Here is a 12,390-nt window from a genome sequence, read left to right as displayed (position 1 = left end):
ACCCGCGGCCTCACGGCCGCATCCCGACAAGGAAGTAACTCACGTGCTACAGCAGCTTGACGTGCAGCAGGAGCTTGAGGACGTCTACGAGAAGGCGCTGCGCCGCAACCCCGGCGAGCCCGAGTTCCACCAGGCCCTCCGTGAGGTGTTCGACACACTCGGACCGGTGGTGGCCAGGCACCCCGAGTACCACGAGCAGGCCATCCTGCAGCGCATGGTCGAGCCGGAGCGCCAGATCATGTTCCGGGTGCCCTGGGTGGACGACGCCGGCGTGGTCCAGGTCAACCGGGGATTCCGTGTGCAGTTCAACAGCGCGCTCGGCCCGTTCAAGGGCGGTCTGCGGTTCCACCCCTCCGTGAACCTGGGGATCGTCAAGTTCCTCGGCTTCGAGCAGACCTTCAAGAACGCCCTGACGGGCATGGGGATCGGCGGCGGCAAGGGCGGCTCCGACTTCGACCCCCACGGCCGCAGCGACGCCGAGGTCATGCGCTTCTGCCAGTCGTTCATGACCGAGCTGCACCGCCACATCGGCGAGTACACCGACGTCCCCGCCGGTGACATCGGGGTCGGCGGCCGCGAGATCGGCTACCTCTTCGGCCAGTACAAGCGCCTGACCAACCGCTACGAGGGCGTGCTCACGGGCAAGGGCGTCGGCTGGGGCGGGTCCCTCGCCCGCACCGAGGCCACCGGCTTCGGGGCCGTGATCTTCGCCGACCGCATGCTCGCCACCAAGGGCCAGTCCATGGAGGGCCAGCGCGTCATCATCTCGGGGTCCGGGAACGTGGCGATCTACGCCGTCGCCAAGGCCCAGGAGCTCGGCGCGCACGTGGTGACCTTCTCCGACTCCTCGGGCTACGTCGTCGACGAGGCGGGCGTGGACCTGGGCCTGCTGCGCGAGGTCAAGGAGGTCGAGCGCGGCCGCGCCGCCGACTACGTCGCCCGGCGTCCCGGCTCCCGCCTGATCCAGGGCGGGCGCGTGTGGGACGTGCCGTGCACCGTCGCGCTGCCGTGCGCCACCCAGAACGAGCTCGACGTCCACGGCGCCGAGGCGCTCGTGCGGGGCGGGGTGGTCGCCGTTGCCGAGGGGGCGAACATGCCCACGACGCCGGACGCCACCGAGGCGCTGCAGGGCGCCGACGTCCTCTTCGCGCCGGGCAAGGCGGCCAACGCCGGGGGCGTGGCCACCTCGGCGCTGGAGATGCAGCAGAACGCCGGGCGCGACCCGTGGAGCTTCAGCCAGGTCGCCTCCCGGCTCGAGACCATCATGGACGGCATCCACGACGAGTGCGCGAACACCGCCGAGGAGTACGGCGACCCGGGCAACTACGTCCTCGGCGCCAACGTCGCCGGCTTCACCAAGGTCGCCGACGCCATGCTCGCCCACGGTGTCATCTGACCGCGCCGCTCTCCGCCCGACCGGGCGGGTCGGTGCGGGCGGCCGTGAGGCCGTCGGCGAGGATGTGGCGATGAAGCTCGAGATCGCGGTGCAGGACGTCGACGGCGTGCGGGTCGCCGCGCAAGGCGGCGCCGACCGGGTCGAGCTGTGTCAGGCCCTCCCGCTCGGCGGCCTCACGCCGAGCCTCGGCCTGGTCGAGCTCGCCACCGGCGTCGGCACGGACGTCCACGTGCTCGTGCGGCCCCGCGCCGGGGGGTTCCTCTTCACCGCCACCGAGGTCTCCGTCATGGTCCGGGACATCGAGGCCCTCGTCGACGCCGGGGCCGCCGGGGTCGTCGTCGGCGCGCTCACGGACGACGGCGGGGGCGTGGAGCTGGACCGGCACGCCCTCAAGGCGCTCGTGCGCGCCGCCGAGGGCATCGAGGTCACCGTCCACCGCTGTGTCGACGTGCTTCTGGCGCGCGCGGCGGACCCGGCCGCCCTGGTCGAGCGGCTGGTCGGCCTCGGCGTCGCCCGGGTGCTCACCTCCGGCGGGGCGCCGTGGGCGCTGGGCGGGGTCGGCACGCTGGCCGCGCTGGTCGACGCCGCGGACGGCCGCCTCGAGGTCATGGCCGGCGGGCGGGTGCGCCCCGGGCACATGGCCGCGCTGGCCCAGGCGGGCGTGGACGCCGTGCACCTGTCCGCCCGCACCCCGGCGCACGACGCCGGCCCGGCGGGCCCGGGCGGGGGGCCGGTCGTGTACGACTCCACCGACCCGGCGCTCGTCCAGGCGGCGCGCTCCGCCGTGCTCGAGGCCGGCCGCTCGCCGCGCTGACGGGCCCCGCGCCGGCGGCCCCGCGCCGGCGGCTTCGCGCCGGCGGCTTCGCGCCGGCGGCCCCGCGCTCACTACGCTGGCGGCATGCTCTTCGCCTTCTCCGTCGCCCCCACCACTTCCGACACCCCCGACGGCTCGGTCAGCGCCGCCGTGGCGGAGGCGGTGCGCATCGTCCGCGAGTCGGGCCTGCCGAACGAGACCACGTCGATGTTCACGACCGTCGAGGGCGGGTGGGACGAGTGCCTCGACGTCATCAGGCGCGCGACCGAGGCCGTCGCGGCCACGAGCCCGCGGGTGACCCTGGTCATCAAGGCGGACATCCGCCCCGGCCACACCGGGCAGCTGACCGAGAAGGTCAGGCGGGTGGAGGAGCGCCTGCAGGGCTGACGGGCTCGCCGTGCGAGCGCCGCACGGCGTCGACCACGGCGATCAGGACGGCGAGGACGAACAGCCCCAGCGTGACCCGCAGACCCGCGCTCAGGGCCGGGCCGAACCCGTGGGCCAGCGCGCCAGGGCCGCCGTCCGTGGCCAGGGTGGAGAAGAACACCGAGCTGATGATCGCGATCCCCACGGCGGCGCCGATGCGCTGGGTGGTCTGCAGCACCCCGCCCGCGGTGCCGCCCTCGGCGACGGGCACGTCGTGGAGGGTGAGGGTCTGGTTCGGCGAGATCACCACGCCGTTCCCGAGGCCCGCCAGCGCCAGCCACGCCGCCATCGCGAGCGCGGCGGGGACGCCGTCCGTGCGGCCGACGGTGATGTCCACCCCCACGATCCCCGCCGACATCACGACGATCCCGACGACGACGGTCCACCGCCCGAAGCGCTCGACGAGCCGCCCGCTCAGTGCCGCGGAGACCGCGCCGACCAGCGCGAAGGGGGTCTGCACCAGACCCGCCTCCAGCGGCGTCAGGCCGAGGCCGAGCTGGAGGTACAGGGTGCCGACGAGGAAGATCCCGGTGAAACCCGCGAAGTAGGCGGTCCCCACCGCCGCGCCGAAGGTGAACGAGCGCGTGCGCAGCAGCGAGGCCGAGAGCACCGGTGCGCGGCCGGCGCGCTCGGTGCGCCGCTCCCACCACCAGAACACGACCAGGACGACCACCGCGACGCCCAGCAGCCACCAGGGCGTGTTCGCGGAGCGCTCCGCGAGGGAGATGAACGGCAGCATCACGCACAGCACGCTGGCCGCGACCAGGACGAGGCCGACGACGTCGATGTCCAGCCGCGCCCGGGGCGCCCGGTCGGCGCCGGGAGCGGGCCGGGGCAGGTACCGCAGGGCGAGGACGATCAGCACGGCGCCGATGGGGACGTTGACGAGGAAGACCGACCGCCAGCCCTCGGCTTCGCCGAAGAGGGCCAGCAGCGCCCCGCCCAGCAACGGCCCGGTGGCCGTCGAGATCCCGATGGTCGCGCCGAACAGCCCGAAGGCGCGCCCGCGGTCGCGGCCGGTGAAGAGCTGCTGGATGAGCCCGACCACCTGCGGGTTGAGCACCCCGGCGCTGAGGCCCTGCACCACCCGGGTCAGCGCGAGCATCTCGGGGGTCGTGGCGAGGCCGCAGGCGGCCGAGGCGAGCACGAACGCCGTGAGGCCGGCGACGAAGACCCCGCGGCGCCCGAGCACATCACCGATCCGGCCCGCGGGCACCAGGGACAGGCCGAAGGCGAGGGTGTACCCGGCCACGATCCACTGCAGCTCGGCCGGGCCGGCGGCCAGCGACCTCTCGACCGAGGGGAGCGCGACGTTGACGATCGAGACGTCGAGGAGCGTCACGAAGCCCGCGCCCAGGCAGACCGCGAAGGCGCGCCACCGGCTGCGGTCGGCGTCGCGCTCGCCGGGGGAGGGCGTTGCCCGAGGGGTCATCGCACTGGTTTAGCAGGGCGGGGGGAGGAAGGAAACCGGGGGCGCCGAGCCGCCTGGGGCCGCGGCGTCGTCCCGACCGCCGGGGCCGCGGCGTCGTCGCGTCCGACCCGGCGGCGGGGGGCCGGTTACGGTGGAACGGTGCCACCCCGCAGACGCATCGACCCCTCCGACGGCATGACGGCCCTGCGCCGGTGGTCGGCGTTCCAGGATTCGGGCGACGGACCCGCCGGCCCGGCCCCGGAGGCCGGGGCGGGCGACGCGGCGGCCCTGCCGGCCGCCGTCGTGCGTACCGCCGTGCGCTTCACCCTCGAGGAGCTGGCCGTCAGCTCGCCCGGCAACAGCGTGGAGGTGCGGGTGCCCCCGGCGGGCGCGGTCCAGGCCATCGCCGGCCCCCGCCACACCCGCGGCACGCCGCCGAACGTCATCGAGACGGACCAGGAGACCTGGCTCGCCCTCGCGACGGGCCGGATCGCGTGGCACGACGCCGTCGCCGCCGGGCGGGTGAGCGCGTCCGGGACCCGCGCGGACCTGAGCGCCGTCCTGCCCCTGGTGCGCATCCGCCCGCCGCGGCGCTGACGCTCGCCCGCCGCGGCGCTGAGGGCCGCCGACCGAGGCGCTGACGCCCCGCCGCCCGCGGCACTGACGGGCCGGCCGCCGCGCAACCCCACACCCCAGATTCTCTGCCACAGGTGTTGCCAACCACACACAGTCGGGCTTAACCTCACATCAGGCAACATCCGGTTGGGTTTGTTCTGTCGGTCGACACAGGGGCGAGGGCGCCATGCTTGCCGAGGAGAGCCACATCCATCGCCGACCGGGCGATGACGCAGAGCCCGGCCTCGACGTGGTGACCGCATGATCGTCACCCTCACGGCCAACCCGAGCCTGGACCGCACCGCGACCCTCGCCGGGCCGCTCGTCCGCGGCGGGGTCAACCGGATCGTCTCGGTCGGCGTCGAGGCGGGCGGCAAGGGCGTCAACGTCGCCCGGGTCGTCACGCTCGCCGGCGAGGAGGCGCTCGCCGTGCTGCCCGCCCGCCCGGACGACCCGCTCCTGGCCGCGCTCGACACCCTGCGGGTCACCTACCGCGCCGTCGCGGTGCCCGCGCTCGTGCGGACCAACCTGGCGGTGACCGAGCCGGACGGCACCACGACCAAGATCAACGAGCCCGGCACCGAGCTCGGGAGCGAGGAGCTCGCGGCGCTGGCGCGGCGGGTCCTGACCGCGTCCGACGAGGACGGCTGGGTCGTGCTCTCGGGCTCCCTCCCGCCCGGGGTGCCGGCGAGCTGGTACGCCGAGCTCGTCGTCCAGGTCCGGGCGGCCGGGGCGCGCGTGGCCGTGGACACCTCCGACGCCCCGTTGCGGGCGCTCGCGGCCGCCTTCCCCCGTTCCGCCCCGGATCTGCTCAAGCCGAACTCCGAGGAGCTCGCGCAGCTCACCGGGACGGACCCCGCCGCGCTCGAGGCCTCCGCCGCGGCCGGGGACCTTGGCCCGTCGGTCGGCGCGGCCCGCGGCCTCCTCGACGCCGGCGTGGGCGCCGTGCTCGCGACGCTCGGCGCCGCCGGTGCCCTGCTCGTCACGGCGGACGGCGCCTGGAGCGCCGCACCGCCCCCGATCGTGCCCCGCAGCACCGTCGGAGCCGGGGACTCGGCGCTCGCCGGGTACCTGCTCGCCGCGACCTCGGGCGCCGACGCCCCGGGCCGCCTGCGCCACGCCGTCGCCTACGGCTCTGCCGCCACGTCCCTGCCGGGGACGTCGCTGCCCCGTCCCGACCAGCTCGACGTCGACCGCGTCCGGGTCCAGCACGTCGACTGACCGTCCATCGACCCGTCCGGGCCCACCAAAGTGCCCGGCCCCCGTCCCCCACATCCCGAGAAGGAGACCCCCATGCCCATCGACGCACCGGGGCTCATCACCACCGACCTCGTCCGGCTCGACGCCGACCTCGGCACGGCCAAGGACGAGGTCATCGCCGGCCTCGCCGCGATGGTCGCCGCCGCCGGGCGCGCCGACGCGGAGGGCCTCACCGCCGACGCGCTCGCGCGTGAGGCGAAGTCCGCGACCGGCCTCCCCGGCGGTATCGCGATCCCGCACTGCCGATCCCCCCACGTCCGCCAGGGGTCCCTGGCCTTCGCCCGGCTCTCGCCCCCCGCCGACTTCGGCGCCCCGGACGGGCCGGCCGACCTCGTCTTCCTCATCGCCGCGGCGGAGGAGGGCGGCGCCGAGCACATGAAGCTCCTGACCAAGCTCGCGCGCGCACTGGTGCGCAAGGACTTCGTCGCCTCGCTGCGCGCGGCCCGGACGCCGCACGACGTCGTCGAGCTCGTCGACGCGGTCGTGAACCCCCCGGCCCAGCAGGCGACCGTCCCGGCCGGCGCCGCGACTGCGGCCGCCGGTGCCACCGCGGTCGGCGCCACCGGCGCCGCCTCGGCCGGTGCGGCGGGCTCCGCCCCGGCCGGCATGGACGCGGCCCTCCGGGCCGGGGCGGCCACCGAGGTCCCCGCCGGCACCGGCACCCCCGGCGGCGACGGCGCCCGGCGCAGCATCGTCGCCATCACCGCCTGCCCGACCGGCATCGCGCACACCTATATGGCCGCGGACGCCCTCGTGGCCGCGGGCAAGGAGGACGGCGTCACCGTCGAGGTCGAGACGCAGGGGTCGGCGGCCACGACGCCGGTCAGCGCCGAGGCGATCGCCCGGGCCGACGCCGTGATCTTCGCGACCGACGTCGGCGTCAAGGGCCGGGAGCGGTTCGCCGGTAAGCCCGTCGTCGAGTCGGGCGTCAAGCGGGCGATCAGCGAGCCGCGCGTGATGATCGCCGAGGCCCTCGCCACGGCCGACGACCCGAACGGCAGGCGCGTGGCCGCAGGCGCCGCCGGCGTGGCCGCCGCCGCCTCCACGACCGGCGTCGGCCTGGGCTCGAACCTGAAGCGGGCGCTGCTCACGGGCGTGAGCTACATGATCCCGTTCGTCGCGGCGGGCGGCCTCATCATCGCGCTGGGATTCCTGTTCGGCGGGTACGACATCGTCAACAACTCCCACGACATCGTCCTGCAGAACAGCCTGCTCAACCTCCCACCCGGGGGCCTGGCGATCTACGTCGGCGCGGTCTTCCACCAGCTCGGGTCGGCTGCCTTCGGCTTCCTCGTCCCGGCCCTCGCCGGCTACATCGCCTTCGCGATCGCCGACCGGCCCGGCATCGCCCCCGGCTTCACCGCGGGGGCGGTGGCCGTCTTCGTGGGCGCCGGCTTCATCGGCGGCCTCCTGGGCGGCCTCCTGGCGGGCGTCGCGGCCCTGTACATCTCCCGGATCAAGGCGCCGCGCTGGCTGGCGGGCCTCATGCCCGTGGTGATCATCCCGCTCCTGGCCACGATCGTCGCCGGCGGGTTGATGTTCCTCTTCGGCCAGCCCCTGGCCGCGATCTCCACCGGCCTGTCGAGCTGGCTCAGCGGCCTGAGCGGGACCTCCGCCGTCGTCCTCGGCATCATCCTCGGCCTGATGATGTGCTTCGACCTGGGCGGCCCGGTCAACAAGGCGGCGTACGCCTTCGCCGTCGCCGGCCTCAACGTCAGCGACCCGGCCACGCTGCGCATCATGGCGGCCGTCATGGCCGCCGGCATGGTCCCGCCCCTCGCGATGGCCCTGGCGACCGTGATCCGGCCCAAGCTCTTCACCGAGGTGGAGCGGGAGAACGGCACCGCGGCGTGGCTGCTGGGCGCCTCGTTCATCTCCGAGGGCGCCATCCCGTTCGCGGCCGCCGACCCGCTGCGGGTGATCCCGTCGATGATGGCCGGCGGGGCGCTCACCGGCGGTCTCGCCATGTTCTTCGACGCCCAGTCCCGCGCCCCGCACGGCGGGATCTTCGTCTTCTTCGCCATGACGCACGTCGCCGCGTTCGTGGGGGCGATCCTCGCCGGGATGGTGGTCTCCGCGCTCCTGGTGGTCGCCGCCAAGCAGTTCGTCGGCGTCAAGAAGCCCGAGGAGGTGCGTGCCCAGCCCGAGCCCACCATGGCCACCGCCCGTTGACCCACCACCAACTCCCCGAAGGAACCCCCATGCCCAGCAAGACCGTCATCGTCGGATCCTCCATCGGCCTGCACGCCCGTCCCGCCGCCCTCATCGCCGAGGCGGCCGGCCGGTACGAGGACGAGATCACCCTGGCCGTGACCGGCGAGGAGCCCGTGGACGCGGCCTCGTCGCTGATGATCATGACGCTCGGCGCGGAGCACGGCGCCGAGGTCACCGTCACCTCGGACAACGCGCAGGCGCTCGAGGAGATCGCGGGACTCGTCGAGAAGGACCTGGACGCCGTCGACGCGTAGGCGGGCACCGCGGAGGGCGGCCCCCGGTCCGGGCCGGCCTCCGCGGCGCCAGGCGGCGGCGTCCCACCTGGTCCGGGTGGCCTTCGCCGCCATGCGGAAGGGAGCGCACGTGAGACCGCGACGCCTTCGGCTCGCCGCGGCGGCCAGCGCACTGCTCGTCTGCGCTGCCTGCACCGCGATGCCGCAAGAGGCCGGTTCGCCGGGTCGTTCCGCCGGGCCCAGCGCGAGCACCGCCGCGTCCCGGCCGTCCTCGGCCGCCTGGGTGAGCATCGAGAACGGACAGCCGGGAACACCCGGATGGCAGATCTCGCAACCCGGCCGGCCGGGCGAGATCGAGGGCTACGCCGACTCCGTGAGCGCGCGGCCGGGCCAGCGGGTGCGGCTGTTCGTGTCGACCACGGCCACGGGGTTCCGCGCCGAGGCGTTCCGGGTCGGCTGGTACTCGGGGGTCGGGGCCCGCCGGCTCTGGTCCTCACCGCACGTGCCCGGCCGGCGGCAGGCCCCGGCGGTCACCGTAGGCTCCACCCGCACGGCAAGCGCCCCGTGGCAGCCGTCGCTGACGCTGCCGACCTCACGCTGGACGCCCGGAGACTACGTCGTTCGCCTCACCTCGGACTCCGGCGGCCAGACCTACGTGCCGCTCACGCTGCGCACCCCTGACGCGGCCGGCCGCGTCATGATCCTCAATGCCGTCACTACCTGGCAGGCGTACAACCGGTGGGGCGGGCGAAGCCTGTACGCCGGACCCGGCGGCTTCACGGACCGCTCCTACGCGGTGAGCTTCGACCGGCCCTACGACGACAACGTCGGCACCGGACTGTTCCTGGCCGACGAGCTGCCGGCGGTCCGCCTCGCCGAGCGGCTCGGCCTCAACCTGGGCTACCTCACCGACGTCGACCTCGACCGCGACCCCGCCGCCGTGCAGGGCGCCCGGGCGGTGATCTCCCTCGGCCATGACGAGTACTGGTCCAGCACCATGCGGGACCGGCTGACCGCCGCCCGCGACGCCGGCACGAACATCGCCTTTCTCGGCGCGAACGCCGTCTACCGGCACATCCGGTTCGCCGGCACGAGCACCGGCGATCGGCGCCTGCAGATCGACTACAAGGAGCCGAGGCTCGACCCGTTGCTCGGCAAGAACGACGCCGAGGTGACGGCGGACTGGCCGAGCGGCCCGCGCCCGCGCCCGCAGTCGGACCTGACCGGCACCTTCTACGAGTGCAACCCGGTGAGGGCTCCGATGGTCGTCACCGACGCCCCGGGATGGTTGTTCGGCGGCAGCGGCGCGGGCCCCGACACGACCCTGACCGACCTGGTCGGCTCGGAGTACGACCGGGTCAACACCGCGGTGCCGACGCCGCGACCGATCCAGATACTGGCGCACTCTCCGGTGACCTGCCGCGGGCGCCACTCCCACGCCGACATGGCCTACTACTCGGCGCCCAGCGGCGCCGGCGTGCTCGATGTCGGCACGAACATGTGGGTGCGCGCGCTGGACGACGGCGCGGGCAGCGGCCCGGACGCCGCCCGCAACGACGCGATCGTCAGCCAGGTGACGACGAACCTGCTGCGGACGTTCGCCGCCGGCCCGGCGGGCCGGGCGCGCCCGGCCGTCGACAACGTGGCCCTCGAGGGCTCGGCGACACCTTCGCGCTGAGGTCGTGCCCACGCGCCGTCGAGCGGGTGGGAGGCGCGCATGCGCCGGTGGTCGCGCACCGTCCGACGGCGCCACAGCTCAACCGGGCCAGGGCGACAAACCGTGGCGAGGAACGCCGCCATCGGGCTCCCGCGGTCCGGACGGTAGGTTGGGCCCGTGAGTCCGAGCCCTGCCGACGAGAACCTTCCCGCCCCCGATCAGCCGGAAGGAACGACGCCGGAGCCTCAGCCGGACCCGCAGCGTGCGTCGGTCGCGGCGGGCGACGAGGAGCCCGAGGCTGTGACGCGGGACGGCGCGGGCGTGGAGACGCCCGGCGCCGACACGCGGGAAGCCGCCACACCCGACGCCGACGACGCCGCCGACGCCGACGCCGACGCGCCGCTCTACCGCGTCGCCGACGTGGTGGACCCCGGCACCGTGCGCCACGCCCCTCGCTTCGGCCGGTTCATCCTCGTCGGCATCCTGGTCGGCGCCCTTCTCTCGTTCCTGCTCACCCTCGTCCCCGGTGCCGGGGACCTCGCACGCTCGGACCTCTTCTGGCTCCTCTTCATCTCGTTCGGCAGCCTCGGGGCGCTCGGCGGCGCCGTCGTCGCCCTGTGGCTCGACCGGCGCTCGCTGCGAGGGCGCGCCGCCCGCCCCGCCGACGCCGCCGCGTCCTCGGCCGACGCCGGTGCGTCCTCGCCCGGTGACGAGCCGTCCGCGCCCGGGGCCGTCCCCGGCGCGTAGCGGCCGGCGGCCGTAGTCTGCCCACGTGCCCAGCCGCTACCTGAGGATCCAGGCCGCCGCGCCCGAGAAGGTGCGCACCGCTCTCGCCCGCCTGCGGGACGAGCTCGACCTCCCCGCAGAGTTCCCGCCCGAGGTGCTCACCGAGGCGACGTGGGCCAGCCGGCTCGCCCCGGACGGGGCCGACGCGACGGACGTCCCGTTCGTCACCATCGACCCGCCCGGTTCCAGGGACCTCGACCAGGCCCTGCACATCCAGGCCGACGGCGACGGCTACCTGGTCAGGTACGCCATCGCCTCCGTGGCCAGCTTCGTCGCCCCGGGGGGCGCGATCGACCGCGAGACCCACCAGCGCGGCGTGACCGTCTACGGTCCCGACGGCACGGTCCCGCTGCACCCGCCGATCCTCAGTGCCGGGGCCGCCAGCCTCCTCGAGGGCCAGGTGCGTCCGGCCTGCGTGTGGCACCTGCGGCTCGGCGCCGACGGCGGCCTGGTCGACGCGCGGGTGGAGCGGGCCACCGTGCGGTCCCGCGCCCAGCTCACGTACGAGCAGTTGCAGGCCGCGCTCGACGGCGGTGCGCCCCTGCCGCCGGCCGTCCCCGGGGACCTGCCCGAGCGGCTGCGCGCCGTCGGACGCCTCCGGCAGCGGCAGGAGGTCCGGCGCGGCGGGGTCTCGCTGGACATCCCGGAGCAGGACGCCGAGCGAGCCGACCACGGGTACGTGCTCACCTACCGGGCCACCCTCCCGGTGGAGGGCTGGAACGCGCAGATGTCCCTGCTCACCGGGATCGCCGCCGCCGGGATCATGCGCGACGCGGGCGTGGGCATCCTGCGCACCCTCCCGTCGGCCGACCCACGAGATGTCGCCCGCCTGCGCCGCACCGCCACGGCCCTCGGCGTGCCGTGGCCGGCGCCGATGGGCTACGGCGAGCTGCTGCGCACGCTCGACTCCGGCGTCCCGGCGCACGCGGCGTTCCTCAACGAGGCCACCACGCTCTTCCGCGGCGCCGGATACCTGGCCTTCGGCGTCGACCCGCAGCCCGCCGCCGCGGTGCCCGCGGGCACCGCCCAGCCCGCGGGCACCGCGGAGCCCGCGCGTACCACCGCGCACGCCGCCATCGCGGCGGAGTACGCGCACGTCACGGCGCCGCTGCGCCGGCTCGTCGACAGGTACGGGCTGGAGGTGTGCGTGGCCCACTGCGCCGGCAACGAGGTGCCGGACTGGGTGCGGGAGGCGTTGCCCGGGCTGCCCGGGACCATGGCCGGCACCGTCCGGCGCGCCGGCGCCTACGAGCGCGGGGCGCTCGACGCCGTCGAGGCGCTGGTGCTCGAGGGCCACGTGGGGGAGACGTTCGACGGCGTCGTCGTGGACGTCGACGGCGACCGCGACGGCGCGCCGCAGCGGGGCACCGTGGTGCTGAACCGGCCCGCCGTCCGGGCGCGGGTCGACGGCGACGCGCTGCCCCTCGGCGAGCGGGTCACGGTCCGCCTGGACGACGTCGACGTCCCCGAGCGCAGGGTCCGCTTCGTGCTCGCGTGACCCGCCGGAGGAGGCCGCTTACGCCACCCGCAGCGCCACCGAGGGGCGCCCGGCCCCGCCCCGCGGTGCCACCACTTCTC

11 protein-coding genes are annotated in these 12,390 nt (G+C 75.3%); 10 read left to right on the top strand and 1 reads right to left on the bottom strand.

Annotation, left to right across the window (positions count from 1 at the left end):
- Window positions 1-43 precede the first annotated feature (43 nt).
- From gdhA to EJK16_RS02315, 3 genes are all read left to right on the top strand, one after another.
- Window positions 44-1,396, top strand: a complete 1,353-nt coding sequence (gene gdhA / locus EJK16_RS02325) for an NADP-specific glutamate dehydrogenase (protein WP_370275893.1) — start codon at window positions 44-46, stop codon at window positions 1,394-1,396.
- A 70-nt stretch (window positions 1,397-1,466) separates the two neighbouring features.
- Complete coding sequence (locus tag EJK16_RS02320; RefSeq protein ID WP_370275891.1) at window positions 1,467-2,210, top strand: copper homeostasis protein CutC; 744 nt, start codon at window positions 1,467-1,469, stop codon at window positions 2,208-2,210.
- Between the two features lie 84 nt (window positions 2,211-2,294).
- Window positions 2,295-2,597, top strand: coding sequence for a thiamine-binding protein (locus EJK16_RS02315; protein WP_127125950.1), 303 nt, complete (start codon window positions 2,295-2,297; stop codon window positions 2,595-2,597).
- Here EJK16_RS02315 and EJK16_RS02310 read toward each other — a convergent pair.
- Entirely contained in the window at window positions 2,566-4,068 is a 1,503-nt protein-coding gene (locus EJK16_RS02310) for an MFS transporter (RefSeq protein ID WP_127125948.1), read from the bottom strand. The two genes, EJK16_RS02315 and EJK16_RS02310, sit on opposite strands and share 32 nt — an antisense overlap.
- A 138-nt stretch (window positions 4,069-4,206) precedes the next feature.
- Between EJK16_RS02310 and EJK16_RS02305 the strand changes: the two genes are divergently transcribed.
- The 7 genes from EJK16_RS02305 to EJK16_RS02275 all read left to right on the top strand — a co-directional run bounded on the left by EJK16_RS02305 (window position 4,207) and on the right by EJK16_RS02275 (window position 12,310).
- Complete coding sequence (locus EJK16_RS02305) at window positions 4,207-4,644, top strand: sterol carrier family protein (protein WP_240645727.1); 438 nt, start codon at window positions 4,207-4,209, stop codon at window positions 4,642-4,644.
- Between the two features lie 279 nt (window positions 4,645-4,923).
- Window positions 4,924-5,883: a 1-phosphofructokinase family hexose kinase gene (locus EJK16_RS02300; protein ID WP_127125946.1), complete on the top strand. Its 960-nt coding sequence runs from the start codon at window positions 4,924-4,926 to the stop codon at window positions 5,881-5,883.
- Window positions 5,884-5,955: 72 nt separating this feature from the next.
- A complete protein-coding gene (locus EJK16_RS02295) occupies window positions 5,956-8,094 on the top strand; it encodes a fructose-specific PTS transporter subunit EIIC (protein WP_127125944.1) in 2,139 nt (712 codons plus the stop codon).
- Window positions 8,095-8,123: 29 nt separating this feature from the next.
- A complete protein-coding gene (locus EJK16_RS02290) occupies window positions 8,124-8,390 on the top strand; it encodes an HPr family phosphocarrier protein (protein ID WP_127125942.1) in 267 nt (88 codons plus the stop codon).
- A 262-nt stretch (window positions 8,391-8,652) separates the two neighbouring features.
- The gene (locus EJK16_RS02285; protein WP_205739558.1) at window positions 8,653-10,047 is read left to right on the top strand and encodes a N,N-dimethylformamidase beta subunit family domain-containing protein; all 1,395 of its coding nucleotides are present in this window, start codon (window positions 8,653-8,655) and stop codon (window positions 10,045-10,047) included.
- A 156-nt stretch (window positions 10,048-10,203) separates the two neighbouring features.
- A complete protein-coding gene (locus tag EJK16_RS02280) occupies window positions 10,204-10,773 on the top strand; it encodes a hypothetical protein (protein WP_127125938.1) in 570 nt (189 codons plus the stop codon).
- Window positions 10,774-10,798: 25 nt separating this feature from the next.
- On the top strand, window positions 10,799-12,310 hold the full coding sequence (locus tag EJK16_RS02275; RefSeq protein ID WP_127125936.1) for an RNB domain-containing ribonuclease: 1,512 nt from the start codon (window positions 10,799-10,801) through the stop codon (window positions 12,308-12,310).
- Window positions 12,311-12,390 lie beyond the last annotated feature (80 nt).

The sequence above is a fragment of the Georgenia sp. SYP-B2076 genome (genome assembly GCF_003991205.1).
Taxonomy (GTDB): domain Bacteria; phylum Actinomycetota; class Actinomycetes; order Actinomycetales; family Actinomycetaceae; genus Georgenia.
This window is presented reverse-complemented; position numbering and strand designations above follow the sequence as displayed.

Coding starts and splice junctions, on each gene's coding strand:
- EJK16_RS02320 (WP_370275891.1), top strand. CDS start 1,467: ATGAAGCTCGAGATCGCGGTGCAGGACGTCGACGGCGTGCGGGTCGCC.
- EJK16_RS02315 (WP_127125950.1), top strand. CDS start 2,295: ATGCTCTTCGCCTTCTCCGTCGCCCCCACCACTTCCGACACCCCCGAC.
- EJK16_RS02310 (WP_127125948.1), bottom strand. CDS start 4,068: ATGACCCCTCGGGCAACGCCCTCCCCCGGCGAGCGCGACGCCGACCGC.
- EJK16_RS02300 (WP_127125946.1), top strand. CDS start 4,924: ATGATCGTCACCCTCACGGCCAACCCGAGCCTGGACCGCACCGCGACC.
- EJK16_RS02295 (WP_127125944.1), top strand. CDS start 5,956: ATGCCCATCGACGCACCGGGGCTCATCACCACCGACCTCGTCCGGCTC.
- EJK16_RS02290 (WP_127125942.1), top strand. CDS start 8,124: ATGCCCAGCAAGACCGTCATCGTCGGATCCTCCATCGGCCTGCACGCC.